The sequence below is a fragment of the Methylobacillus sp. DLP286 genome (assembly GCF_056636515.1).
The window spans coordinates 2,251,309-2,277,068 of the sequence record NZ_CM153145.1; the positions used below are offsets into that span (position 1 = coordinate 2,251,309).

Here is a 25,760-nt window from a genome sequence, read left to right on the forward strand (position 1 = left end):
GCGCCAGGCACGGCATGGGGTCAAACTATTAGTATAGTCTTAATTGGATTTTAGCGTAGCCACGAGCTCTTGCATGGAAGCCTTGGCAAACAAGGCTTCCAAGCTGGGCAGTGCGCCAAGCTGGGTGCTGTTCTTCAAGCTCTGGTGGATGATCCAGCCGTAAGTGCCCGGACTATCCATGGAGAAGATGTTGCGCAGGCTCAAGGCGGACTTGTAATCCCGCAGGCGCTTGTCCGCGATCAGCACGGCAAGCTCCTGGTCGTTATATCCGTCAATCGCCTCGCGCGCATAGCGCTGCAGTTTCTGCATCAGGAGGAAGTCCTCGGTCAGCAACAGGTTGCGCACCGCCTTTTGCACGGCGGGGTCGGCCACCGACTGCGCATTGGGCACCTTGGCCATGGCCACTTGCTGCGCCATGTTGAGCACGGTGTAGTTGTTCAGCAGTTCGAACATTTCCTCGCTGTCCGCCTCGCCGTGGCCCGGCACCTTGCCGCCTACCACCGGCTTGCCGTCACGGTAAGCCAGCTTGAACTTGCGCACCTGGAACGCTGCCAGCGCGGAAGACAGCTCTTCGAGCAGCTCCTTGCGCGGCTTTGCCTTGAGGATTTCGTCGCTATCTTGGTAGAGCAACAGCGCGCGCGGCATCGCGAACACGAAGTTCTGGCGCTCGGCTTCCCAGTTTTCCAGCAGCCATGCGGCGCGCTTGGAGCCGGTGGCTTCAAGATGCCATTGCAGCAATTGCCGGATGGCCTGGCTGTGTACGCGCGCCATCTCGGTATCGTCGGTGATATTGCCCAGCAATACGGAATCCGCAGCCACCTTGCCCGACAGCTCGCCGTAGGGATCGTACTGGTAGGCGAAGCCGCCGCTCATGCCGTTGCCGAAGCCCTTGCCGAACGCGCCAAGGTTGAGCACTGCGCCGTTGGTCATGTATTCGCAGGCAAAGTCGCCCACGCCTTCCACCACGGCAGTCGTGCCGGAGTTACGTACGGCAAAACGGTCGCCGGCCTGGCCTTCGACAAACAGGCGGCCACCGGTTGCGCCGAACAGCGCGAAGTTGCCCACCAGCACGTTGCCTCCGGCCTGCTCGGAGCCGCCGCCCGGGGAAGTCACGATGATAACGCCGCCAGCTTGGCCCTTGCCCACGCCGTCGTTGCAGGTGCCGCTATGACGCAGCACCATGCCGTCGTTGCAGAAAGCGCCATAGGACTGGCCAGCGGAGCCGCTGGTAGTGATCTTGACGGTATCCGGCTTGAGGAAGCGGCGGCCGCGCTTGTCGGCGATTACGGCTGGCAGGCGCAACGCTTCTTCCGCGGTCAGCTCATGGTTGAGCAAGCGCTCGATATCGATCGCAAGCTGGCCGCCCACGGTCTTGTTGCAATTGTTCAGCCTGCGGCCCTCGCCAAGCTGGACTTCGAGCTGCTTGTCAGCAACGAGCGCCTGGCGCAGCACGTCGATGAAGGCGTCGTCGAGGGCGAAATCCTTCTCCATGTAGACAGGATTCTCGATCTTGACTTCAGGCACCACGGTCAGCATCGCACGCAGGTCGAGCTGGCCGACGCTGGCAGGATGATCCAGCAGTTGCAGCAGGTCGCTGCGACCACGCGCCTCGCGCAACGAGCGCAGGCCGATCGCGGCAAGAATCTCGCGGGTTTCGTGCGCCACGTTGATCAGGTATTGCGCCAATGCGCGCGGATCGCCGTCGAACACTTCGGCATTGGTGGTAAGGCCGGCAGGGCACTTGACGTTGCAGTTCTTCGCCATCACGCATTTCAGCATCATGAGGGCAGTGGTGCCGAACTCGAAGCTGTCGCCGCCCAGCATGGCGGACTTCACCACGTCGCTCGCGGTCTGGTGCGCGCCGGAGCAACGCAGGATCACCTTTTCGCGCAAGCCGTTGGCGCACAACGCCTGGTGCACCTCGGCAATGCCGATTTCGGCGGCGCGGCCGGTATATTTCAGACTGGTCACGGCCGCCGCGCCGGTGCCGCCGGTATTGCCGGCGACATTGATGACGTCGGCGCCTGCCTTGGCCACGCCCACGGCGATCGTGCCGATGCCCTCGGAGGACACCAGCTTGACGATCACGCGCACGCGCGCCGCCTTGCAGTCATGGATCAGCTGCGCCAGATCCTCGATCGAATAGGTATCGTGGTGAGGAGGCGGAGAAACCAGCTCCACGCCCGGCGTGCCGCCGCGCGCGGCCGCGATTTCCACCGTCACCTTGGGCGCGGGCAACTGGCCGCCTTCGCCCGGCTTCGCGCCCTGGCCGATCTTGATTTCCAGCTCTTCCAGCATCGGGTCGGCGAGATAGCCCGCCCAGACGCCGAAACGGCCGGACGCGAGCTGTTTGATGCGCGAAGCACGGATAGTTCCGTAGCGGGAAATATGTTCGCCGCCTTCGCCGGAATTGGACATGCCGCCCACCATGTTGGTGCCGTGCGCTACCGCCTCATGCGCGGGCGCCACCAACGCGCCGTGGCTCATTGCGCCGGAGGCGAAGCTGCGGGTGATTTCACTGGCGGGCTGCACCTCGGCCAAAGGCACGCTGGCAGGCGCGACACGCAGCAGCCTGAAGTAGTCCGCGGCCTTGCCGGTCGCCTCGACGGTCAGCACGCCGCTTTCCAGCCAGTGTCCGCTGATGGCCTTGCCGAAATGCGCCACCAGGGCTTGGCCCAGGGTGGACAAGCGCGAGATATCCCCGGCCAGCGGGCCGGTCAACTGCAGGCTGAAGCGGTCATTGCCCAATTCCTGCGCTTCGAGGCCGCGTACGGCAATGCTGTTGTTGCCCACGATGGCGTAGCGGGCCAATACCGCGCGGAACTCGTCCGAGGTCTTCAGGCCGCTCAGGTCCGCCGGGAACTCCAGCACGTCGCGCAGGGCGGACGGTCGCTTGGCGCGCTCTTCCGCCATCATGTGCGAAAAGCTGCGGTAGCTTTGGGTCACGCCGAAGTTGTCGATCTCTTCGGCGCTCAGGCGGTCGAAACTGCCGCTGAACGCCTCGCCCTTCTTGAAGGAGAACGCATCCTCGAGCTTGGACAAGGTCATCAGGCGCAGGAATTCGTCTTCCGCACGCTTTTCTTGCTTGTCGAAGTGGATCTTTTCTTCCGTCATCTCGACGAAACCGCGTACGGCAATGGTGCCGAAAGAATGGCCGGCACCCTCGGAGCGCTCCTTGAACAGGCCCAGCAACGGCACGCTGTTTTCATCGGTGACTGTTTGCGCTTCCTGGTGCCAGTCAACGACCATTTTCGCGATCGCGGCAAAATCGGCGCCGCCAACCGGCGTCTTCAGGTTGGGGAAGTATTTGCGCAATACCGGGTCATTGGTATTGAGGAAATTGGGCTCGAAGAATTCGCCGCCGATGTAGCTCTCGACGGTACACAGGCCGACCTTGCCCATGGTCTTCATGAGCGCCTTTTCAGCCGCCTTGGCGTACTTCTTGAAGGCCTTGTCGGCATCTGCGCCGTATTTTTCCTCGGCACGCAGCTGCACGCCCAGCGGATAAACGGCAGAAGCGCCAAAGCCCAAGGCGGCGGCCACGTGGTGGGATGACACGACCTGGCCGCTTTCAGCCACGATAGACACGTCCAGGCGCAAGCCTTCGTCGATCAGGCGCTGGTTGATGGCGGATACCACCAGCAGCAACGGCATGGCGGCCTGGGTGGACGATACGTGGCGGTCTGAAATGACGGCAATGCCGCCTTCTTCGCGCGCAAATGCCACCACGGCATCCGCCAGCGCATCGATGCCTTGTTCCAGCGCCTTTTCGTTGGCAGCCGCATCGCCGGTGACAGGCGTATACAACGATTCGAAGCAGCGGTACGGCGTTTCCGCCTGCTCGCGCAGCTTGAGCATGTCGAGGTGGCTGAGGATAGGCGAGTCGATCACGATCTGCCTGCCTTTGCCTTTGTTCATATTGGGCTTGGCGCCCAGCGCGACGCGCAAGGTCATCCCATCGGCTTCGCGGATGGAATCCAGCGGGGGATTGGTCACCTGCGCAAAACGTTGCGAGAAGTAGTGCGCCACGCCGCCTTCATGGTCGGTCAGCGCATTGATGGCGTTGCCGTAACCCATGGCGGAGATCTTTTCCGCCCCGGTTGCCAGCATCGGGTCCATCATGAACTTGAAGCTTTCCTGGTTGTAGTAATAGGAAACGAAACGCTGGTACAGCGCCAGGTCGCCATGGTATCGCTGCGGGGAGCCCGCCACCTCGGCAGGCACTGCGGGAAGCTGCTTCAGCGTCGCACGCGCCTGCTCGAGCAAGGCAGGATAATCGCGCTTGGCAGCGAGCATTTCCAGGGTTTCCAGCGTGCCGCGGGAACGCTTCTCGTTGTGGTCGTAATACAGCATGCCGCCAGCCTCGATGCGGCCGCGGCGCAATACGCTTTCCGGCGGGAAGTTGATCTGACCGGCTTCGGACATCACGCACAGGTACTCTTCGGTCTCGACACTGCGCAACGGGCGCAAGCCCAGACGGTCCAGGCGCGCGCCGACCACGCTGCCGTTGCCGAAGATCAAGGCGGCAGGGCCGTCGTTCTTCTCTTCGTAGAGGGAGAAATACTCCAGCATCGCCTTGATACTCTCGGGCAAGGTAGGGTCGTTTTCCCAGGCCGGAGGCATCATGGAGACCACGGCCGTCACCAGGTCGAGGCCGTCGTCCATCAGGCGGCTGTTCAACGTCTGGTCCAGGCGTGAACTGTCGGACTGGCCCTTGGGGCGGAAAATCCTGCCATTTCGCGCCCGCGCCAATGCGGCTTCGGCGATGCGGTTCTTGCGGTCGGTGTTCAACTCGCCGTTGTGCGCCATCATGCGGAACGGTTGCGCCATGCTGGGGTGCGGATCGGTATTGGTGGAGAACCGCGTGTGGAAATACATGGTATGCACGGCGTGATCCTCTTCCATGAGATCATGGAAGTAAGGAATCACTTCATTGGAATTCAGGCGGCCTTTGAGCACCTGGGTATGGGCGGACATCGATAACGGATAGAGCCCGCTCAAGGCGGCATCCGTATAAGCCTGCTCCTCGATCACGAGCAATGCCTGGTAGATGCGGCGATCGAACTCCTGCGCGTCGATATCGGCAGGGGCCGCAAACACCCATTGCTGGATGGGCAGCTGGTAGCGGATGGCGGCAGGACGGATGGCCTCATTGTCCACCGGCACATCCCGCACCAGCAAGATATCGAAACCCTTCCCGGACAAGGCAGTGCGGATGATGTCGTCGGCACGGCAATACGCACCTTCGTCGCTTGGCAGGAAGAAGTTGCCGACGCCGAAGCGGCCGGCCTCAAGCGCCTGGCCGGTCAGCCTGCGGAAAAACGGCAGCGAGAGGTCGATGGAAACGCCAGCGCCATCGCCCACGCCCTCGGCAGACATGCCGCCGCGATGGGGGATCGTACACAAAGCCTCATGCCCCTTGACTAGTACGTCGTGCGTTTGCACCCCGTCCTTGCGGGTGATAAAGCCAACGCCACAGTTATCCTTTTCCAGGGAACTGTCATACAAGCCAAAAGTATTCTCGCTCTGCGGACCATTGAGTGCGCTCATGTACCTCTCCAGCAAATTCATTAATATCTGATGCGGCTTTGTCATACCTGCACCACGGCATGGTATATTGTCCTGCTCGTGTGTTATTCCACACACCCCAACTTTCGCCGGGCTTATTTATAAGCAATTACCGTACCAAAATGAGCTGGCATCTCCCTATCAAATCCCGGTTTTCCTGCCCCGATGTATCCACTTTAAAAACAAGGGATTACATTATGCAGATCATGGCCTGCGCACTCGGAGGCGTTGTTGAGAACATTATCAAAAGCACCAAAAATGTGCGCATGCACATTTGAAGCACATTTTTCGTGCGTATGGATGACGAAAAGGCAAGAAGCCAAGTCAAATATGGCAAATCTGCGAGATTGAAGGGTGGTAGCGGTAAACCGCAGCTCACTTGGCCGGAACACCGGACCAAAGACCGTATTGCACTGATGAGCTGGGCGAATTCCCGATTTCAGGGGAAAAACGAAGAGAAATTTCCGACAAGCAGCGATATCCGGCTGCAGAAGATTCAGCACCAATAATGTGCATCAAGCTTCGCAGGAGCGGCATTATATTGCCGCTCCTGTGATTCATTCGCTATCTAGAACTGGTATTTCAAGGTCAGCATGGCATTGCGCGGCACGCCATAAAAGCCCATGCCCGACGCCGTATTGGTGTAATACACCTTGTCGAACAAGTTGTTCACGTTCAACGCCGCCGAGAAACGCTCGTCGAACTGATAGCGCGCCATGAGATTGACCACGGCATAGCTTCCCTGGGTGAAGCGCTCATTATTGGGGCCGGTATCGTTGGTATAGATACGGCTCTGCCAGTTTGCCCCGCCGCCGACAGTGAGTTTGTTCCAGGCACCAGGCAGGGTATAGGTAGTGAACAGCTTGAATAGATTCTGCGGCGTCACTGTTTGGACTTTGTTCCCGTTGGCATCTTGCGATATACGGAAAGTATAACCACCACTGACCTGCCAGCCAGGTGCCAACTCACCATTGGCCTCCACTTCAACCCCCTTGGTAACTGTGCCTTGTATTGCCCGATAACTGCCAGCAGGTGCTCCAGGACTATTATCCTGAACTGCCAGGTTATCCTGCTCAACACGGAACAATGCCAGGCTGGTATTCAATCTGCCGCCATAGAGGCCCTGCTTGATACCTGCTTCATAACTGTCGCCTTCCTCAGGATCAAGATACTGCCTATTGATATCCCATCGGCTTTGCGGATTGAAAATCTTGGTATAGCTCGCATACAGCGAAGCCGTATCGGTGACATCATAGGTTGCTGCAATATAAGGAGTGAGTACCCCGGTTTCAGATCGACTTGTCGCGCTGGGCGTACCAGAATAAGGATCTGACTCAGTCGCTTGATGCCAATGAATGACTCTAGCACCAGTCAAGATGGACAATTGATCTGTCGGCCGGAAACGCGCAGTCAGATAGCCTCCAAACTGGCGTGCACGTTCAGAGTAGCGGCCGATCGGCGATAAGTCAGGCTGTGCCACATTACCATCCCAACTACCGTAATTAGCCACGGGAATAAAATACCAGAGATTGTACGACGGGTCATTGTGCTGCTCGGTATGAGAATAGTTCAGGCCAAAAACCAGCTCATGCTGACGTCCGCCCAGCGTAAATGGCCCTGTGGCGTAAACGTCCAGGGCATTCTGTTTGATTGGATCAGCCTTCCAGCGGCCGCCCCACAATGTCACGCCGCTGCCGGTAGCCTTGTCCAGGCTGCCTGAACCGCCAGAGCCGATGATGCTGTCGTAACTGTGGCGTATATGGTTGAACTACACCTTGGCGCGCCAGTCGTTGTCGAAGCTGTGTTCCAGCGAAGTAAAGAAAGCGAGCTTTTCATTCTCGCTGGAAGCCCAGCTTGCGCCCGGGTTCTTGGAGCGCTTCCAGTTGGTATGGCTGCCATCGCTATAGAACAACGGCAAACCAGCCTCGGGAGAATCATGGGTTTCATGATTCTGGTATTCCAGACCGGCAGTAAACAGGGTCGAAGGCGTCAGGTCTGCTTCGAGAATGCCGTAAAGCATGTCGCGCTCCAGGCCGTAGCGGTCCAGGTGCGAGCCGCTATCCTGCTTCACTGCCACAATGCGGCCGCGCACGCTGCCGTCCGCATTGAACGGCGTGGAGATATCGACCATGCCCCGGTAATTGTCCCACGAGCCAAATTGCCCGGTAACGGAAGCCTGGAACTCCCTCGTCGGTTTCTTACGGACGTAATTAATACTGCCGCCCGGCGCACCGATACCGACCATCAATCCCGATGAGCCGCGCAACACCTCCACCCTGTCGTAGAAGGCCATATCGTTCGTCATTTGCTGGAAACCGCTTCCCAGCGGCAGGCCATCGACCAGGTAATTGTTGATATTGAATCCACGAGACTGGAACGTGTTCCAGTTCGCGCCGACATATCCGCTCTGCACGACGCTGATACCCACCGTCTGCTCCAGCACTTCCTGCAATTGGGTCAGGTTCTGGTCGTCCATACGCTGGCGGGTGATCACGCTGACGGATTGCGGCGTATGGCGGAGCGACAATGGCAATTTGGCGGAAGCGCCTGTGGAGCTGGTGGTATAGTAACCCGTGTTTTCCGTTGTCGGATCCTTGCTGGCGCTGACCCGCACTTCATCCAAGGTGCTTTCCGAACTTCCTGTTGCCGGCTTGTTGGACTTGCGCAGCAGATATCCGCCATTTTCCTGCGAGACAGCTTCCAGGCCGGTGCCCGTCAATAACTGTTCCAGACCGTCACGCACGGAAGCCGTCTTGTTCAAGCCGTTGCTATGCAAGCCGGATACCAGTTCGCTGTTGTAAGACAACATGACTTGGGCTTCCCGGCCGAACTGGGCCAACGCATCCTTGAGCGACCCGGGCGGAATCTGGTACTGCCTGGCTGCCGGTTCTGCCATGGCGGAACCGGCGAACATGGGCGTGGTGAAAACTAATAGTGTGGAAAGTGCCTGGGCCAGGATCAAGTGTCCCAGCCTTAACCGTAGTATGTCGTGCTTGTGCTGCATTGATTTTCCCTTAGTGTAGCGGTTGAAATAGGTCCCCTATTTCTCATGCCACGCAAGAATCAAAAACAGCTCAACCTATGGCGAAATTTATGCTGCCGAAGGCGTCAGGCGCACCCAGTAGCGGGTGAGCATGCGGACTTGCAAATTAAGGCTCTGCTGCAGCATATCAATCACCTTGTCGGTATCATCCAGCGGATACGTACCGCTCACTTTCAAGTGCTTGATGCTGTCGTCGCAACCCAGGCTGCCTTTGCGGTAGCGGCTGAGCTCGGCCAGGAATTCGCCCAGCGGCATATCGTCCGCCACCAGCATGCGCTGGAGCCATGCCGTATCATGCGGGATCACGGGCTCGACCGGCGCCACCATGTGCCGCGTGAACGACAGTTGCTCACCGGCCTGCAACCTCACCCTTGCCTGCATCTCGCTCGGGGCGACCTCGACCGCGCCTTCCAGCACCCCGATCTTGATCGGGCTATCCTTCTCATTGGTCAATTGGCGCACGACGAAGCGGGTGCCCAGGGCGCGCATGCTGCCTTGATCGCTCGCGACCAGGAACGGGCGCGTTTGTGCAGGCTCGTGCGCGGTCGCTACATGAATTTCGCCGCGCAGCAGCATGACGATGCGTTGCTGCTGCGTATAAGCCACGTTGATGGCGCTGGATGAATTGAGCTCGACCGCCGTGCCGTCTTCCAGCACTACGCGCCGTTGTTCGCCGACGCCGGTACTGTAGTCGGCGCTGAGCTGCCACCAGGGCAGTTTTTCCTGTACCACCCAGGCGCTGCCGCCTGCAAACAGCAGCATGGCAAGCGTCTTGATGGCGCGCCTGCGCTTGAGCGATCCGCGAGGCGCCAGCGTGGCATGGGCAACCGACGACGACAGGCCGCCCAGCCGCTCCCCCAGCATTTCGATATGCTGCCATGCGCGTTCATGGTCCGGATGCGCTGCGCGCCAGGCTTGCCACCGCTCACGCACCTCCGTGCTTACCTTGCCCGATTGCAGCTCCACCAGCCATTCTGCCGCCGCACGGCTCACTTTCGGGGAAATCGCTTTTTCTGAATTAGCCCCCATTGACTACGCTCCTCCGAAACAACATTGCTCTACCGCCTGGACAATGTAGCGCTTGACTGTCGATATCGACACGCCCAGCTCCCCGGCAATATCCGCCTGGCTCATGCCATCCAGCTGAGATAGCAGAAACGCCTTGCGCACCTTGTATGGCAAACCATCAAGAAGACCATCAATTTCGACCAAGGTTTCCAGCATGATGGCTTTTGCCTCGGGGGAGGGAGCTTCGGCTTCGGGAAGGTGCAGGAGCGCATCGAGATAGGCCTGCTCCAGCTTCTTGCGACGGTAGAAATTGGAAACCAGGCCGGAGGCCACGGTGGTAAGGAAAGCGCGGGGTTCGTGCAGCTTGTCGGCATCCCCGCTCAGCAGGACGCGCAGGAAGGTATCCTGCGCCAGGTCGGCCGCATCGGAATGGTTGCCCATTTTCTTGCGCAACCAATGGTTGAGCCAGCTATGGTGGTTCGCGTATAGAGCCTTGAAAGCGTTCAAGATAGGACAAGCCGTATTGCGAAATCGCAATAAATGAGAATAAATCTCATTATATAGCAGTGTCGCATTCCTGCAAACCCTGCCGTTTGCTGCTCCAGGAATGGGCAGTTTATTGCATCAGGTCTTGCCCGTCGGCAAGGATCAACTCCAGGTGGCGCAAGCGCATCGGCTTGCCGAAGAAATATCCTTGCGCAATCGTGCAGCCCTGGATCTTGAGCAGGTTGGCTTGCTGCTTGCTCTCGACCCCCTCGGCCACGAGCTCAAGCCGCAACGCATGCGCAATGCGGATAATGGCGGTGATCAATTCCAGCTTGTCCTGCTTGGCGGCAATATCGCGCACGAAGGAACGGTCTATCTTGACCTGGCTGATGGGGAACTGCCCAAGGTAGCTCATGGCGGAATAGCCGGTGCAGAAATCGTCGATGGAAATGGTAATGCCCATTTCCTTGAACAAGCTGAGCGTGTTGATGATTTCCTGGCTGTCTTCCAGCAACAGGCTTTCCGTGATTTCCAGCTTCAGCCATTCGGGCTTGCAGCCTGTTTCTGCCAGGATTTCCTGCACCGAAGCGAGCAGGTCGTTATAGAGGAACTGGCGGGACGAAAGATTGACTGCCATGCTGAGCGGGCCGTCGTCGGGGCGATAGCGGTTCAGGCGAACCACGGCGTTGCAGGCCTCGCGCAACACCCACTCCCCGATCTCGACGATCAGGCCGCTTTCTTCCGCCACTTTGACGAAGCGGTCGGGCATCACCACGCCCAGTTGCGGGTTGCGCCAGCGCAGCAACGCCTCGGCACCGACGATCGCCCCGTTCATGAGGTCGACCTGGGGTTGGTAGAACAGCTCGAACTCGGCGTTCTTGAGCGCCTGGCGGATAGAGGCGCCCAGCATGATGTATTCCGAAGCCTTGGAGCCTAACTCACGGGAGTAGAACTGGTAATTGTTGCGGCCATAGCTCTTGGCATGGTACATCGCCACATCGGCGCTCTTGAACAATGTCGCCCGATCATCGCCATCGTTCGGGTAGATCGCAATGCCGATACTGGTGGAGATGAATAGCTCTTTCTTGTGGATCAGGAACGGCTTGGCGATCTCATCGTTGATCTTGCGGGCAATCGTGGCCAGATCGTCCGGGTTGCGCAGCTCCGGCAACAGGATGGCGAATTCGTCCCCGCTCAGGCGGGCAATGGTATCGTAGCTGCGCACCGAGGCATTGAGCCGCTGAGCAACCGCCACCAGCAGGTCGTCGCCGGCCTGGTGGCCGAGGGTATCATTGACCTCCTTGAAGCGGTCCAGGTCCAGCATCATCAGACCGAAGCGCTGTTCGTGCCAGCTGGCGTCCGCTAACACTTGGCTGACGCGATCGGCAAACAGGGTGCGATTAGGCAAACCTGTCAACGCATCGTAATAGGCCAGGTAATGGATGCGCTCGCGGTATTCCATCAGCTCGGTAATGTCGCGCTCCACCGCCAGCACCCCGATCACCTGCCCCTGCTCGCCGAATTCGGGCACGATGCGCACATGGATGAACCAGGTGCTGCCATTGTCAGCCTTGCCGTGCAGCTCGAGGAAATCCGGCGTTGCGCTGCTGATGACGCCCTTGATCTTTTCCTCATACTTCACATAGGCCTCGCCGCCGGGATACTCGGATGGCGTCGTGCCGATCAGCTTGCCGGTTTCGATGCCGATGCGCTTCAATTTGGGCGTGTTGGCATACAGCCTGCGCGCGTTGAGGTCGTAACGGATGATGGTGTCTGGCGTATTATCGATCAGCGACTGCAACTCGCGCTCGCGCTGCAGCAGTTTCTCCTCGTTCTGCTTGATATCGGTGATGTCGCGGAAAAAACCTACCGTCCCCATCACCTTGCCGTCCACTACCATTGGTGACTTGTAGGCCTCTATCCAGCCTTTCTCGCCGTTAGCCTTGGTGATCGGCACTATCGCCAGGTAAGGCTGGCCGCTTTGCAGCACGCGTTTATCCCCGTCGACATAGGTGGTGGCGTCTTCCAGGGGGAACAGGTCGAAATCCGTCTTCCCTTCCAACTCCTCTTTGGAGACCACGCCGGCAAACTTGGCATAGGCGCTGTTGGCCGCCAGCAATTTGCTGTTCAGGTCCTTGAGCCAGACGACGAAGGGAAAATTCTCGATCAGCGCGCTCTGGTATTTTTCCCGTTTCCTCAGCTCCCTCTCCACGCGGCGGATATGCGAAATATCGCGGGTGATCGTCAAAACGCCGGTAATCCCGCCCTTCACGTTGCGCTCGGGCACGACATGCAAGGACTGGCAGACGTAGTGGTCACCTTCCGTCCATTCCAGCTCGATTTCCTGCGTATTTCCTGACTGCATGACTTCACGCAACCGGGCCTCGTAATCCTCCGGGCGCATCGTGGGCCGGCCCCAGATTTCGGTCGGCCGCCTTCCCAAGGCTTGTGCCGCAGGCACCCCGAACACCGCTTCATAGCCATCGCTGAGGAAAATGCGCCGGCAGTCCCGGTCGTAACGGATGAAGATATCCGGGGAGTTCTTTACCAGCTGGCGATACTGCAGCTCCTGCTCCCGCAGCTTTTCCAGCATGTCGAGATGGGCAGTGAGGTTGCGCCCCAGCAATATGCAATACGGCTGGCCTGCATCCACGAAGTAATTGGCCTGGAGCTCTACGGGAATCGAGGCGCCGGTTTTGCCATGCAGCGTGGTTTCCCGGATGATGACGTGCTGTTGCTGCAAGGATTGCCAATCCCTTTGCCATTGTGCGGCATCAAGATGGGGGAAAATATCGGTGGCGGACATCTGCAGCAATTCGGACTCGCTGCAACCCAGCACTTCGCAGGCAGCTAGGTTGGCCAGGCATATTCTGGCATCAGCATCACAGACAAGCACAATCTCTTGAATCCGATTGATTGCAAAACTCAGCATATGAAGCTGCATTGCAACGCTCAAGCCCCGATCAGAGATATTTGTGCTGCTCATTCTTTTCACCACAATCTATTTATTTTGATCTCAATGGGGCCGGACGATCATGGCAATCGTGAAACAGTCTCCCATTACTCGCAATTTTTATTCTGCGGCAGGTTCGGAAAACTGCCTTGGCAAGTCAATCAGCACTTCAAGACCTCCTGAAGCCATGTTACGCAGATGGATTTGTCCATCATGCGCTTCCACAATAGTTTTGGCAATGCTCAAACCCAAGCCAGAGCCGCCTGTCGCCGCATTGCGGGAAGTTTCAACCCGGTAGAACGGCTCAAACACCTGCTTGAGCAGGTTTTCAGGGATGCCAGGGCCGCGGTCGCGTATGGCGATGCGCAACCGGTTCGGGGCATCCATGACTTCAATGTGCGCGGATTTGCCATAGCGGATCGCATTTTCCAGCAAATTCTGCAGGCAGCGTTTCAAGCTGACGGCATAGCCATCGATGGGAGCCGCCTCGCCGGCAAGCGACACTTCGGCCCCTGTTTCCTGCGCGTCTATCTGCAAGCTTTGCAACATGGCGTTGATATCGATGGGATGGCGGTTTTCATGTACCTCCACCCCGCGCATGAAGTCCACCGTGGAAGAAATCAAGGTTTCCATGTCTTCCAGATCGCGGCGGAATTTCTCGCGCAGCAATGGCTTGTCGATCTGCTCCGTGCGCAAGCGCATGCGGGTGATGGGGGAACGCAGGTCATGCGAGATTGCAGCCAGGAAACGGGTTTTTTCCGTCACCGTATCGATCAGCCGCTGCTGCATCAGGTTGAACGCCTTGGCGGAACGCCGCACTTCGGTAGGACCGTCCACGTCCAGGGGTGCGCTGTAGATATTGCGTCCCAGGCGTTCTGCCGCCGCGGCCAGGCGGTTCAGCGGCTGCATGATCTGCCGCACGGCGAACAACGCGATGCCGACGATCACGATGATGCGGATGAAGTAAATCCGGAACAGGTAGTCGAACAAGTCCATGAGCGGCGCCATGCTCATGCCCGCCTGGCCTTCGTAGGCGTCCAGCTGCAGCCATTGGCCGCTATCGAGCTGCACGTAGAGGACGAAATGTGCGGAAGGGTAGTGCGACTCGAACAGGTCCAGCCAGCCTGCCTCCCTGCCATGATCGTCATGCAGGTCGATATCCACCATGCGGATGGGCAACAAGCGGCCGAACTCCTGTTCGAACACGTGCTTGAACAAGAGCTCCACCGCGCGATCGCGCGTGTTCAGGGTCTTGAGGCGCGGAGGGGCATCCACGGGCGACAAGCGGTACATGGAATTGCTCAGCTTGTGGATCAGCAAGCGCTCATCCTCGACCTTGCTGATTTCGATCAGGCTGATGCTGTCAGAGAGCTTGGCTGCGAGCACGCGCGTGGGGATTTCCAGCGCCTTGCCGTAGTTCATGTCGTACCAGATGAACCCGGTCAGCACTTGCGCCGTCATGGTGCCGGCTACGAGCACGATCACCAGGCGGCCGAATAATGAAGCCGGCCACAGCCATTTCCATTTCATTTTTCGTGCTTGACCTGGCTCGCCAGCATATAGCCCGCGTTACGCACGGTACGAATAATACTCGGGTTGCGCGAGTCCAGTTCGAGATGGTGCCGCAAGCGGCTGATACAGACGTCGATCGAGCGGTCCATCGCATGGCTGTCCTTGCCATAGACATGCTCGATCAGGAACTCCCGGCTCAAGGGCCGGTTGGGGTGCTCGAGCAACGCGCGCAATACCATGTAATCCGAGCTGCCCAGCGACACTATCACGCCATCGGGCGAGAACATCTGCCGGGCATGGGTATCGAGACGCCAGCCCTCGAAGCTGATATAGGGAAACTCATCGGCGGCGGCCTTGTCGGTATCGGTACGGGTCCTGCGCAAGATCACCTTGATTCTCGCCAATAGCTCGCGCGGGTCAAACGGCTTGGGCAGATAATCGTCGGCCCCGACCTCCAGGCCGATGATGCGGTCCACCAAGGTGCCTTTCGCCGTCAACATGATGATCGGCGTATCGCCTTGCGCGCGCACTTCCCGGCACAGGCTCAACCCATCCTCTTCCGGCAGCATCAAGTCCAGCACGATCAGGTTGACCGGCTCCTTGTTCACCACCCGCCACATTTCACGCCCGTTCGCGGCCTCCGATACGTTGAAGCCTGCATCGCGGAGATAATCGGTTAAAAGCTCGCGTATTTCGTGGTCGTCATCGACCACCAGGATATGATCTTGCTTATTCATATAAATAAATGGATTCTGGACAATAACAGCGGGTTCATTATAGAACAGCCGAAAAAACAAGCCATTCCCTTTTATGATGCCTCGTGCAGGATTTAAGAACGGCTGACAACACCCAGCAAAGCGATCCTGGCTAGGCGCTCTGCCGTAGGAAGTACAACTGTTGCGACAAGGCAGGACAACAACGCCAAGAGAGCTCGGTCAGCCGTTCTAAGTCATTGATTCTGACATGAACTTGAGATGAATGCGTATAAATCTCTCTTCGCGGGCTTTCTAGAATATATTGTCAAACTCCACAGGAACATGAGGAAACAATATGCATACCAATCCCGCGCAAGATTGTATTCCATTACTCAAGCAATGCATTGCGGCATGCCAGCATTGTGCCGAGGCATGCCAGGCCGAAGGTTCGCCCCATCATTTGCAGCGATGCATCCAGCTTGACCTGGACTGTGCCGAGTTTTGCCAGCTCGCTGTCAATTTCCTGCAGCGGGAGAGCGAATTCAGCGATTTGATTCTGGAAGATTGCGCAGAAATATGCAAAACCTGCGGGGAGGAATGCGCGCAGCATCAGGCAGGCCACTGCCAGCAATGTGCACGCGCTTGCCAAGAATGCCTGAATGCATGTCTTGACGCAATATCCCCATCGCCCGGGGTGGAGGGTCTGCCTAGCTCGAGTTAAATGCACCGGCCTAGAATTTGAACCCCAGGGTGGTGGTCAATATATGGCTGTCACGATTGTTTGCCAGAGCGTTGGTGAATTGGTTCAGGTAGCCCGTTTCTAGATCATCATGCAGATCAATATCTGCCATACGAATAGGCAACAAGCGGCCAAACTCCTGCTAAAACACATGCTTTACCACCCGCCACATATTGCTACTACCAAGTTTGAATCGAACTACAACTGAGTATTAAAATATCATACTGGTGTAACTCAGTTTTGGACATAAATGTGCCAGTGCTTTTGCTAATTTAGCAAACCGCCATAACTACAGGTATTGCAAAGAGAGTTGTGGACAGCTAGCGCGAGCAGTAGACTTGCGCTAGCTAGAAAGCTTGGCTTTGGGTGCGCACTAAACATGAACCTTTGATTATGCTGCCGCAAAATCGATATTGAATTTGATGGAGATAGATAATGAACGGCAGTTGGGCTAACTCCTTTCCATACTTTGCTGGAGCTTTTAAGCTTATTGTATTGGGTATTGGAGCCTATTTTGCTATTAAATGGCATTTTGATGAAGAGAGGAGGGTGAGGGAAGCAGAAGGCGTGGTATTTGATAAACCAGGCTTCATGAAAAAGTTGGCAATGATACTAGCCATCGCAGTTCTTCTAGTTTTTCTAGCCCTGCTAGTGATTTATGCTACTGACCGGTTTTATTGATACGATCAATGTTTAGCGATTTCAAATAGTGTACTCACAGGCTTGTCCGATAAAATAGATAATGCTTCTGCTTTATCCAAGCATACTTTTCCCGCGGCGAAGGGTCTGCCTCGTTCCAACTCAATATCGCCGAACTAGAATTTGAACCCCAGCGTGGTGGTCAATATATGGCTGTCGCGATTGTTTGCCAGAGCGTTGGTGAATTGGTTCAGGTAGCCCGTTTCTATGCTCGAGGACGAATTGAGTTTCCAATTGAGCCCGACGAAAAACCGGTTCTGGTCGATCCCATGCCTGGCTCCCCAGTCAGTATTGTTCATATTGATGAACAGCTCGTCGGAAACAACCAGCGACAGCTTGGGATGCAGCGATAAGGGCGTGACCGCCTTGAGCATTTGCCGCAACCGGTGTCCCGTCTCATGGTAGCCCTCGCGCCTGCGTTGCTCCAACCGGGACCGGCTGGACAGCGTCACTGTCGCGACCGGATCGAACTGGTATTGGAATTGCTCCCAGAGCCGATATTCATGGGAGGCCGGTTTGCCGTCCGGATGCCTGACGATGGTGTCATGGCCCAGCCAGACGCTGGTTTTGGGGTCCGCCATGTAGAACACCGACGGCCGCAAATACAGCTGGTCGAGGTGGTGCCCGCTTTCACGCCAGCGCGGGTTGTTATCCATGCTCCAGTAGAAATGTTCTGTGGGCAAGCGGCCCTGCAAATGCAGGTTGAACCAATAGCCGTGGTCAATCTCGGTATCCGCACGCACGCCCTGGACGCCCGCGATCAATATCAAACCCAAAAAACAGCATACACCCCTCGTTGGCTTCATCCCGGGGTTACTCCACCGTCACCGACTTAGCCAGGTTACGCGGCTTGTCCACGTCCGTGCCTTTGAGCAGGGCGGCATGGTAGGCCAGCAACTGCACGGGAATGGTATGCAAGATGGGGGACAGCACGCCGACGTGCCTGGGGGTGCGGATCACGTGCACGCCTTCGCTGCCGGTAAAATTGCTGTCAGCATCAGCAAAGACAAATAGCTCGCCGCCACGCGCACTGACCTCCTGCATGTTGGATTTCACTTTTTCCAGCAGGGCGTCGTTGGGGGCGATCACCACCACGGGCATGTTTTTGTCCACCAATGCCAGCGGGCCGTGCTTGAGCTCGCCGGCAGGATAGGCCTCGGCATGGATGTAGGAAATCTCCTTGAGCTTGAGCGCGCCCTCGAGGGCGATCGGGTAATGCATGCCGCGCCCGAGGAACAGGGCGTGGAACTTGTTGCTGAACGCCTTGGCCCACTCGCGGATTTGCGGCTCCAGGTTGAGCGCATACTGCACGCTGCCGGGCAAGTGGCGCAACTCATCGATATAGGCCTGCTCCTGTTCCTGGCCCAGCAAGCCGCGCTGCTTGGCGAACGTCGCGGCCAGCGTGAACAAGGCCACTAATTGGGTAGTGAACGCCTTAGTCGACGCCACGCCGATCTCGGCGCCTGCGCGGGTATACAAGACCAGGCGTGATGCCCGGGGAATGGCGCTTTCCTGCACGTTGCAGATCGCCAGCGTCAAATGTTGCCCCAGCGACTTGGCATGCTTGAGCGCCTCCATGGTATCCAGGGTCTCGCCGGACTGGGAGATGGTAATGATCAACTGCCTGGGGTTGGGCACGGATTTTCGGTAACGGTACTCGCTGGCAATTTCCACTGAAGTAGGTAATTGCGCGATGCTCTCCAGCCAGTACCTGGCCGTCAGGCCGGCGTAATAACTCGTGCCTGCCGCCAGGATCAGGATGCTGTCCACCTCGTTGAACACTGCTTCCGCCTCTGCGCCGAACAGGGCCGGGCTGAAGGCGTTGTCGTCGATGATGGCTTCCAGCGTGTCGGTCAACGCCCGCGGCTGCTCGTGGATTTCCTTCTGCATGAAGTGGGAGTAGGGGCCCAGTTCCAGCGAGGCCAGCGAGAGGTCGCTGCGGTGCACGGTGCGCTCCACGAGCTGATCCGCGGCATCGAATATCATCACCTTGTCCTTGGTGATATCCGCCACATCGCCATCCTCGAGATAAATCACGTTGCGGGTGACGGACAGCACGGCGGAGACGTCGGAAGCAATGAAGTTCTCGCCTTCCCCGAGGCCGATCAACAACGGACAGCCCTGACGCGCGCAGATCATCTGGCCTGGGTAGTGGATGGACACCACGCTGATCGCGAACGCGCCGGTCAGCTGCTTGACCGCATGCTTGACCGCGTCCAGCAATGCCAAATCCTGGGCAAGGTAGTGATGGATCAGGTGCGCAATCACTTCGGTATCGGTCTGCGACTCGAATTCGTAGCCCATCGCTTGCAGGCGCTGGCGCTGCTCGTCATGGTTCTCGATGATGCCGTTATGCACCACGGCAATTTCCCCGCGCGAGATATGCGGGTGCGCGTTGGACTCCGTCACGCCGCCATGGGTGGCCCAACGCGTATGGCCGATGCCTAGCGTCCCGGTGAGGTTTTCCGCCTGGGCCTTGCCCTGCATTTCCGCCACGCGCCCCACTGCACGTACTCGACGAAGATGACCCTCGCTGAGTACGGCAACCCCTGCTGAGTCATACCCGCGGTATTCCAGGCGGCTTAGGCCCTCTATCAATACCGGGACAATATTACGCGCACCGACTGCGCCTACGATGCCACACATCTTATTTCTTCACTTTCTCAGGGCGTTTCCAGTTTTCTATCGTAAATTGGCGCACACGCGACATGGTCAGCATGTCCGCCGGCGCATCCTGCGTGATCGTCGATCCGGCCGCGATGGTCGCACCGGCCTTGACGGTCACGGGCGCCACCAATTGCGTGTCGGAACCGATGAATGCCCTATCCTCGATCACGGTGCGCGACTTGTTCACGCCATCGTAGTTGCAGGTGATGGTGCCTGCGCCGATATTCACGTCCTTGCCTACGGTGGCGTCGCCCACATAGCTCAGGTGGTTGATCTTGCTGCCCGTATCCACCTGCGTGTTTTTCAGTTCGACGAAGTTGCCGACGTGCGTATGGTCGGCCAGGGCCGTACCCGGACGCAAACGCGCGTAGGGCCCGATTTTGCAGCCTGCCGCCAGGCTGGCATCGTCGATATGGGTATAAGCCGCCAATACGGTGCCGGCTCCGATATTGGCATTGCGGATCACGCAATAAGGGCCGATCCGCACGTTGTCAGCCAAGGTCACGTCGCCCTCGAACACGCAGCCGACGTCTATCTCGACATCGCGCCCGGCGGTCAATGTGCCGCGCACGTCAATGCGCGCAGGGTCCGCCAGCGTCACGCCCTGCGCCAATAACCTGGCCGCATAGCGCTGCTGATAGACGCGCTCCAGCGTCGCGAGGTCCTGTTTCGAGTTGATGCCTGTGACCTGCCACTCGTCATCGCTCTGCGTCGCGGCAACCGCCTGGCCGTCCGCTACGGCCAATGCCACGATATCCGTCAGGTAGTATTCCTGCTGGGCGTTGCGATTGTCCAGGCGAGCGAGCCATTGTTCCAGCCAGGCATTTTCCGCCGCCATGATGCCGGTATTCACCTCCTGGATCGCGCGTTGCGCTTCCGAGGCATCCTTGTGCTCGACGATTGCCTTTACCGAGGATTGTTCGCGCACGATGCGGCCATAGCCCGCAGGATTGTGCTTGGTGACGGTAAGCAAGGCCAACGGGGCTTGCTGCGCGAGCAGTTTTTCGCAACTTGCCATTTCCAGCAGCGGCACGTCACCGAGCAGGATCAATGTCCTCGCATCAGCCTCGAGGTGGGGCAGGGCTTGCTGCATGGCATGCCCTGTGCCCAATTGCTCGGCCTGTTCCACCCAGGTAATGTCATCGGCTGGCAAGGCCTGCGGCACTGCATCGCCGCCGAAGCCATAAATGACGATGATCTTGCTGGGCTTGAGCTGGCGTGCCGTATCCAGCACGTGCTGAAGGATGGGTTTACCAGCCAGCGTGTGCAGTACCTTGGGCTTGCTGGAATGCATGCGGGTGCCTTTGCCCGCTGCGAGAATCACGATATTGAGCTTGGGTGAGGGAGATGAAAGAGACAAGTTCTGGTCCGGTTCAAGCATTGAAAATTAACTGAAAGTATAAATGAAAAAAGGCAGCCAAATGGCTGCCTTCTCAAGCAAAACTTGCAGGTTTAGTGCGTCGTCTTGCGTAATTGCTCAATTGTCTGCAATTGGGCCAGCGCTTCTGACAACTCAGCTTGCGCACGCGCATAGTCCACGCCAGAGGCATTGTTTCTCAATGCTTCTTCGGCAACACGCTTGGCTTCAATCGCCTTGGCTTCATCCAGGTCGTGGCCACGGATCGCGGTATCCGCCAATACGGTGATCACGCCGGGCTGCACTTCCAGCAAACCGCCGGAAATATAGATGGCCTGTTCCTCACCGCTATTGGCGACCTTAACGCGTAGCACGCCTGGCTTGATGGTGGTGATCAAGGGTGCGTGGTTGGGGTAAATACCTACCTCGCCCATTTTCGCAGGTGCGGCGACAAACTCCGCCTCGCCCGAGAAAATGGACTCTTCCGCGCTCACCACATCCAGGTGTATTGTCGATGCCATATCGTCCTATCCTTCGCTTTGCAGAAATGAGTTGAGAAGCTCTTAGTTAAGAGTCTTAGCCTTCTCAACCGCTTCTTCAATCGCGCCTACCATGTAGAATGCCTGTTCCGGCAGGTGATCGTATTCGCCAGCGACAATCGCCTTGAAGCCCTTGATGGTGTCCTTCAGTGTCACGTACTTGCCAGGCGCGCCGGTAAATACTTCGGCCACGTGGAAAGGCTGGGACAGGAAGCGCTGGATCTTACGCGCACGGGCCACGGCCAGCTTGTCTTCTGGGGACAGTTCGTCCATGCCCAGAATCGCGATGATGTCGCGCAGTTCCTTGTAGCGTTGCAGTGTGGACTGTACGGAGCGTGCCACGCTGTAGTGCTCTTCACCGACGATTTGCGGATCCAGCTGACGCGATGTGGAATCCAGCGGGTCAACCGCAGGGTAGATACCCAGGGCAGCGATGTCACGGGACAGCACCACGGTCGAATCCAAGTGCAGGAAGGTGGTCGCTGGAGACGGGTCGGTCAAGTCATCCGCAGGTACGTAAACGGCCTGGATGGAAGTAATCGAACCAACCTTGGTCGAAGTGATACGCTCTTGCAGGCGGCCCATTTCTTCAGCCAGCGTAGGCTGGTAACCCACGGCGGAAGGCATACGGCCCAGCAGCGCGGATACTTCGGTACCGGCCAGGGTGTAACGGTAGATGTTGTCGACGAAGAACAGGATGTCACGGCCTTCGTCACGGAAACGCTCCGCCATGGTCAGGCCGGTCAGCGCTACACGCAGACGGTTGCCTGGCGGCTCGTTCATCTGGCCGAACACCATGCCCACCTTGTCGAGAACGTTGGAGTCCTTCATTTCGTGGTAGAAGTCGTTACCTTCACGGGTACGCTCGCCCACGCCGGCAAACACGGACAAACCGCTGTGCTGCTTGGCGATGTTGTTGATGAGCTCCATCATGTTCACGGTCTTGCCCACACCGGCGCCACCGAACAGGCCGACCTTGCCGCCCTTGGCGAAAGGACAGACCAGGTCGATCACCTTGATGCCGGTTTCCAGCAAGTCAACGGAAGGGGAAAGCTCTTCGAAAGTGGGTGCCTTTTGGTGGATGGAGCGCTTTTCGTCAGCTTCGATAGGACCAGCCTCATCGATAGGGCGACCCAGCACGTCCATGATACGGCCCAGGGTGCCATGGCCCACTGGAACCTGGATCTGGCTGCCAGTGTTCTTCACCTTCATACCGCGGGAAAGACCGTCACTGGAACCCATGGCAATGGCGCGAACCACGCCGTCGCCCAGTTGCTGTTGCACTTCCAGTGTCAAACCTGCTTCTGCCGTGGATGTTTCTTCATCCAGGATCAGTGCGTCATATACCTTGGGCATCTGATCGCGTGGGAACTCGACGTCAACCACGGCACCAATACATTGAACAACCTTACCTTGACTCATCTTGGTATCCTCAATCTATACTTAAATTCTTTGAGCTTTAGCTAAGCTACAGTTCAGCACGACTAGACAGCCGCCGCGCCACCGACAATCTCTGAAATTTCCTTGGTAATCGCAGCCTGGCGTGCCTTGTTGTACACCAGCTTCAATTCGCCAATCACGGTCTTCGCGTTGTCCGAAGCGGCCTTCATCGCGACCATGCGGGCACTTTGTTCAGACGCCATGTTTTCAGCAACGGCGTGATAAACGATAGACTCGATATAACGTGTCATCAGTTCATCGATAACAACCTTGGCATCGGGCTCGTAAATGTAATCCCAAGGGCCTGTTGCTGTTTTGTTGGTGGTATCCAGCTTGTCATCAGACAGCGGTAGCAGCTGCTCAATGACGGCTTCCTGCTTCATGGTATTGATGAAGCGGGTATAAGAGATATACAGTTGATCAATCTCACCGGCGATATAAGCATCCAACATCACCTTGATGCTGCCAATCAGCTTTTCCAGGTTTGGCGTATCGCCAAGACCCACGACATGGGATCTCACATCGGCATTAACACGGTTCAAGTAAGTCAAACCTTTATTGCCGATGGCACTCAAGGCAATCTTCTTGCCTTCGTTTTCCCATGCGCTCATCTGATTCAGCGAAAGGCGGAGAACGTTAGTGTTCAAGCCACCGCACAAGCCCTTGTCCGAACTCACGACGATCAAGCCGACGTTTGCCACCTTCTCGCGCTTAACGATAAAAGGGTGCTTGTATTCAGGATTGGCTTGCGACAGGTGAGCTGTCACATTACGAATCTTTTCCGCATAGGGGCGAGCCATACGCATGCGCTCTTGCGCCTTGCGCATCTTGGACGCCGCCACCATTTCCATCGCCTTGGTGATCTTGCGCGTATTTTCTACGCTCTTGATCTTGCTACGTATCTCTTTGCTACCAGCCATTGTCTAGTCTGCCTGTCTGTACTTAAGCTTAGTAAGCGTTGGTTGCTTTGAAGTCTTGAATCGCTGCTTCCAGAGCCTTCTCGTCGTCACCACCAAGGTCATTGGTGCTGTCGATCTTGTCCAGGATGTTCTTGTACTTGGACTTGAGGAAGGAGTGCAGGGCAGATTCAAATGCCAATACGCGTGCAACCGGCACATCGTCGAAGAAGCCCTTGTTGGCTGCCAGCAAACTTACTGCCATTTCGGAAGTAGACAATGGCTGATACTGCGCCTGCTTCATCAATTCAGTGACCAGACGACCGCGATCTAACTGCTTACGAGTCACTTCGTCCAGGTCGGAAGCAAACTGCGCAAACGCAGCCAGTTCACGATACTGAGCCAGTGCCAGACGGATACCGCCGCCCAGTTTCTTGATGACCTTGGTCTGCGCTGCACCACCTACGCGCGATACCGAGATACCAGCGTTGATCGCAGGACGGATGCCGGAGTTGAACAGGTCGGTTTCCAGGAAGATCTGACCGTCGGTAATCGAGATCACGTTGGTCGGAACGAACGCGGAAACGTCGCCTGCAGCGGTTTCGATGATAGGCAATGCGGTCAGGGAACCGGTCTGGCCTTTCACTTCGCCGTTGGTGAACTTCTCGACATACTCTTCGCTCACGCGAGCGGCACGCTCAAGCAGGCGGGAGTGGATGTAGAACACGTCACCTGGATAAGCTTCGCGGCCTGGTGGACGACGCAGCAGCAGGGAGATTTGACGATATGCCCAAGCTTGCTTGGTCAAGTCATCGTAGACGATCAGTGCATCTTGGCCGCGATCACGGAAATACTCACCCATGGTACAACCGGCATACGGCGCCAGGAATTGCAGGGCAGCAGGATCGGATGCGGAGGCAGCCACGACGATGGTGTACTCCAGCGCGCCATGCTCTTCCAGCTTGCGTACCACGTTGGCGATAGTGGAAGCCTTCTGGCCGATCGCAACGTAGATACAGGTCATGTTCTGACCCTTCTGGTTGATGATGGCATCAACAGCAACCGCAGTCTTACCGGTCTGGCGGTCGCCGATGATCAACTCACGCTGGCCACGGCCAACTGGCACCATGGAGTCAATCGCCTTGATACCAGTTTGTACTGGCTGCGAAACAGACTTACGGGCAATCACGCCTGGCGCGACCTTTTCGATCTTGTCTGTCAGCTTGGCGTTGATCGGGCCTTTGCCGTCGATAGGCTGACCCAGCGCATTCACTACGCGACCAACCAGTTCAGGACCAACTGGCACTTCCAGGATCTTGCCGGTACACTTGACGGTGTCACCTTCGGTGATGTTTTCGTAGTCACCCAGAATCACGGCACCTACGGAGTCACGCTCCAGATTCAATGCCAGACCATATACGTTGCCTGGGAATTCGATCATTTCACCGGCCATCACGTTGGAAAGGCCATGAATACGGACAATACCATCAGTCACTGAAATCACGGTACCTTGGGTACGCGCTTCAGCACTGGTGGAGAAATTCTCTAATCTGCTCTTAATCAGTTCACTGATTTCTGACGTAGATAATTGCATTACTTTTTCCTAACCTTTCAGCGTGTAGGCCAACTCTTGCAATTGGCCACGGACTGAAGCGTCAATGACCGTATCGCCGACTACAATTTTGATTCCGCCAATAATTGCCGGATCCACTTTTACGCTTGCTTCAACCTTTTTGCCGAACTTGGTTTCCAGGCGTTTCACGATGGCTGAAAACTCAGCATCGCTAGGCTGGGCGGCGGCGGTAATCTCCGCCTCCAACACACCTTCTTCCTGGGACTTCAAGTCTTCGAATGCAGTGGCAATTTCCGGCAGGATGGATAAACGACCGTATTCCACCAACAACTTGACCAGGTTGACGCCCGTCTCGTTGAGTTTGTCTCCAGTAACGGAGAGGAATACGCGCTCCAACTCAGCCGCATCAACCTTGGGGTTGTCAATAAACGCCCGCATTTGCTCATCTGCCGCCACTGCAGCGGCAAGAGCAAGCATTTGCGACCAGTCTGCCAACGCATTCTTTTCCTTGGCCAGGCGGTAAACCGCTACCGCATAAGGTCTCGCAATGGTGATCGCTTCAGCCATATCGTGCTCCCATTCCTT

At 57.3% G+C, this 25,760-nt stretch carries 19 protein-coding genes; 3 read left to right on the forward strand and 16 right to left on the reverse strand.

Annotated features, from left to right (window positions below):
- Positions 1 to 39: 39 nt before the first annotated feature.
- The gene (locus ACWXTG_RS10670; RefSeq protein ID WP_309565958.1) at positions 40 to 5,550 is read right to left on the reverse strand and encodes a glutamate synthase-related protein; all 5,511 of its coding nucleotides are present in this window, start codon (positions 5,548 to 5,550) and stop codon (positions 40 to 42) included.
- Between the two features lie 314 nt (positions 5,551 to 5,864).
- On the opposite strand from ACWXTG_RS10670, the gene ACWXTG_RS10675 reads away from it, so the two are divergent.
- On the forward strand, positions 5,865 to 6,077 hold the full coding sequence (locus tag ACWXTG_RS10675) for a hypothetical protein (RefSeq protein ID WP_407996326.1): 213 nt from the start codon (positions 5,865 to 5,867) through the stop codon (positions 6,075 to 6,077).
- 59 nt (positions 6,078 to 6,136) lie between these two features.
- Here the strand turns inward: ACWXTG_RS10675 and ACWXTG_RS10680 are convergent, their stop codons facing one another.
- From ACWXTG_RS10680 to ACWXTG_RS10710, 7 genes are all read right to left on the reverse strand, one after another.
- Positions 6,137 to 7,255 (reverse strand): TonB-dependent siderophore receptor, encoded by a 1,119-nt coding sequence (locus ACWXTG_RS10680; RefSeq protein WP_480219889.1) that lies wholly within the window; start codon positions 7,253 to 7,255, stop codon positions 6,137 to 6,139.
- An 81-nt stretch (positions 7,256 to 7,336) separates the two neighbouring features.
- Positions 7,337 to 8,572, reverse strand: coding sequence for a TonB-dependent siderophore receptor (locus ACWXTG_RS10685; protein WP_480219890.1), 1,236 nt, complete (start codon positions 8,570 to 8,572; stop codon positions 7,337 to 7,339).
- Positions 8,573 to 8,659: 87 nt separating this feature from the next.
- A complete protein-coding gene (locus tag ACWXTG_RS10690; protein ID WP_480219891.1) occupies positions 8,660 to 9,640 on the reverse strand; it encodes a FecR domain-containing protein in 981 nt (326 codons plus the stop codon).
- Between the two features lie 3 nt (positions 9,641 to 9,643).
- Positions 9,644 to 10,126: a sigma-70 family RNA polymerase sigma factor gene (locus ACWXTG_RS10695; RefSeq protein WP_480219892.1), complete on the reverse strand. Its 483-nt coding sequence runs from the start codon at positions 10,124 to 10,126 to the stop codon at positions 9,644 to 9,646.
- Positions 10,127 to 10,235: 109 nt separating this feature from the next.
- Positions 10,236 to 13,037: a sensor domain-containing protein gene (locus ACWXTG_RS10700; RefSeq protein ID WP_480219893.1), complete on the reverse strand. Its 2,802-nt coding sequence runs from the start codon at positions 13,035 to 13,037 to the stop codon at positions 10,236 to 10,238.
- A 141-nt stretch (positions 13,038 to 13,178) separates the two neighbouring features.
- Entirely contained in the window at positions 13,179 to 14,588 is a 1,410-nt protein-coding gene (locus ACWXTG_RS10705; protein WP_309565963.1) for an ATP-binding protein, read from the reverse strand.
- The gene (locus ACWXTG_RS10710) at positions 14,585 to 15,307 is read right to left on the reverse strand and encodes a response regulator (RefSeq protein WP_480219894.1); all 723 of its coding nucleotides are present in this window, start codon (positions 15,305 to 15,307) and stop codon (positions 14,585 to 14,587) included. The genes ACWXTG_RS10705 and ACWXTG_RS10710 overlap by 4 nt, the downstream gene beginning before the upstream one ends.
- A 313-nt stretch (positions 15,308 to 15,620) precedes the next feature.
- Between ACWXTG_RS10710 and ACWXTG_RS10715 the strand changes: the two genes are divergently transcribed.
- Positions 15,621 to 15,986 carry a four-helix bundle copper-binding protein gene (locus ACWXTG_RS10715; protein ID WP_309565965.1) on the forward strand — a complete coding sequence of 122 codons (366 nt, stop codon included), beginning with the start codon at positions 15,621 to 15,623 and terminating at the stop codon, positions 15,984 to 15,986.
- Positions 15,987 to 16,439: 453 nt separating this feature from the next.
- Positions 16,440 to 16,685, forward strand: coding sequence for a hypothetical protein (locus ACWXTG_RS10720; protein WP_309565966.1), 246 nt, complete (start codon positions 16,440 to 16,442; stop codon positions 16,683 to 16,685).
- 134 nt (positions 16,686 to 16,819) lie between these two features.
- Here the strand turns inward: ACWXTG_RS10720 and ACWXTG_RS10725 are convergent, their stop codons facing one another.
- The 8 genes from ACWXTG_RS10725 to ACWXTG_RS10760 form a co-directional block, all read right to left on the reverse strand.
- Positions 16,820 to 17,479, reverse strand: a complete 660-nt coding sequence (locus ACWXTG_RS10725; protein ID WP_309565967.1) for a DUF2490 domain-containing protein — start codon at positions 17,477 to 17,479, stop codon at positions 16,820 to 16,822.
- A gap of 37 nt (positions 17,480 to 17,516) precedes the next feature.
- On the reverse strand, positions 17,517 to 19,349 hold the full coding sequence (glmS, locus tag ACWXTG_RS10730) for a glutamine--fructose-6-phosphate transaminase (isomerizing) (protein WP_309565968.1): 1,833 nt from the start codon (positions 19,347 to 19,349) through the stop codon (positions 17,517 to 17,519).
- A gap of 1 nt (position 19,350) precedes the next feature.
- Positions 19,351 to 20,664 (reverse strand): bifunctional UDP-N-acetylglucosamine diphosphorylase/glucosamine-1-phosphate N-acetyltransferase GlmU, encoded by a 1,314-nt coding sequence (gene glmU, locus ACWXTG_RS10735; RefSeq protein ID WP_480221230.1) that lies wholly within the window; start codon positions 20,662 to 20,664, stop codon positions 19,351 to 19,353.
- Between the two features lie 158 nt (positions 20,665 to 20,822).
- Positions 20,823 to 21,248 carry a F0F1 ATP synthase subunit epsilon gene (locus tag ACWXTG_RS10740; RefSeq protein ID WP_309565970.1) on the reverse strand — a complete coding sequence of 142 codons (426 nt, stop codon included), beginning with the start codon at positions 21,246 to 21,248 and terminating at the stop codon, positions 20,823 to 20,825.
- A 42-nt stretch (positions 21,249 to 21,290) separates the two neighbouring features.
- Complete coding sequence (atpD, locus tag ACWXTG_RS10745) at positions 21,291 to 22,688, reverse strand: F0F1 ATP synthase subunit beta (protein WP_309565971.1); 1,398 nt, start codon at positions 22,686 to 22,688, stop codon at positions 21,291 to 21,293.
- A 62-nt stretch (positions 22,689 to 22,750) separates the two neighbouring features.
- Positions 22,751 to 23,626 carry a F0F1 ATP synthase subunit gamma gene (atpG, locus tag ACWXTG_RS10750; protein ID WP_309565972.1) on the reverse strand — a complete coding sequence of 292 codons (876 nt, stop codon included), beginning with the start codon at positions 23,624 to 23,626 and terminating at the stop codon, positions 22,751 to 22,753.
- A 28-nt stretch (positions 23,627 to 23,654) separates the two neighbouring features.
- Positions 23,655 to 25,196, reverse strand: a complete 1,542-nt coding sequence (gene atpA, locus ACWXTG_RS10755) for a F0F1 ATP synthase subunit alpha (RefSeq protein ID WP_309565973.1) — start codon at positions 25,194 to 25,196, stop codon at positions 23,655 to 23,657.
- 9 nt (positions 25,197 to 25,205) lie between these two features.
- Positions 25,206 to 25,742, reverse strand: a complete 537-nt coding sequence (locus ACWXTG_RS10760; RefSeq protein WP_309565974.1) for a F0F1 ATP synthase subunit delta — start codon at positions 25,740 to 25,742, stop codon at positions 25,206 to 25,208.
- Between the last annotated feature and the right edge of the window lie 18 nt (positions 25,743 to 25,760).

Excerpts from the sequence above, each read along its gene's own strand:
- ACWXTG_RS10670 (WP_309565958.1), bottom strand. The coding sequence starts at position 5,550 with ATGAGCGCACTCAATGGTCCGCAGAGCGAGAATACTTTTGGCTTGTAT.
- ACWXTG_RS10675 (WP_407996326.1), top strand. The coding sequence starts at position 5,865 with ATGGATGACGAAAAGGCAAGAAGCCAAGTCAAATATGGCAAATCTGCG.
- ACWXTG_RS10685 (WP_480219890.1), bottom strand. The coding sequence starts at position 8,572 with ATGCAGCACAAGCACGACATACTACGGTTAAGGCTGGGACACTTGATC.
- ACWXTG_RS10690 (WP_480219891.1), bottom strand. The coding sequence starts at position 9,640 with ATGGGGGCTAATTCAGAAAAAGCGATTTCCCCGAAAGTGAGCCGTGCG.
- ACWXTG_RS10700 (WP_480219893.1), bottom strand. The coding sequence starts at position 13,037 with ATGCTGAGTTTTGCAATCAATCGGATTCAAGAGATTGTGCTTGTCTGT.
- ACWXTG_RS10705 (WP_309565963.1), bottom strand. The coding sequence starts at position 14,588 with ATGAAATGGAAATGGCTGTGGCCGGCTTCATTATTCGGCCGCCTGGTG.
- ACWXTG_RS10710 (WP_480219894.1), bottom strand. The coding sequence starts at position 15,307 with ATGAATAAGCAAGATCATATCCTGGTGGTCGATGACGACCACGAAATA.
- ACWXTG_RS10715 (WP_309565965.1), top strand. The coding sequence starts at position 15,621 with ATGCATACCAATCCCGCGCAAGATTGTATTCCATTACTCAAGCAATGC.
- ACWXTG_RS10720 (WP_309565966.1), top strand. The coding sequence starts at position 16,440 with ATGAACGGCAGTTGGGCTAACTCCTTTCCATACTTTGCTGGAGCTTTT.
- glmS (WP_309565968.1), bottom strand. The coding sequence starts at position 19,349 with ATGTGTGGCATCGTAGGCGCAGTCGGTGCGCGTAATATTGTCCCGGTA.
- glmU (WP_480221230.1), bottom strand. The coding sequence starts at position 20,664 with ATGCATTCCAGCAAGCCCAAGGTACTGCACACGCTGGCTGGTAAACCC.
- ACWXTG_RS10740 (WP_309565970.1), bottom strand. The coding sequence starts at position 21,248 with ATGGCATCGACAATACACCTGGATGTGGTGAGCGCGGAAGAGTCCATT.
- atpD (WP_309565971.1), bottom strand. The coding sequence starts at position 22,688 with ATGAGTCAAGGTAAGGTTGTTCAATGTATTGGTGCCGTGGTTGACGTC.
- atpG (WP_309565972.1), bottom strand. The coding sequence starts at position 23,626 with ATGGCTGGTAGCAAAGAGATACGTAGCAAGATCAAGAGCGTAGAAAAT.
- atpA (WP_309565973.1), bottom strand. The coding sequence starts at position 25,196 with ATGCAATTATCTACGTCAGAAATCAGTGAACTGATTAAGAGCAGATTA.
- ACWXTG_RS10760 (WP_309565974.1), bottom strand. The coding sequence starts at position 25,742 with ATGGCTGAAGCGATCACCATTGCGAGACCTTATGCGGTAGCGGTTTAC.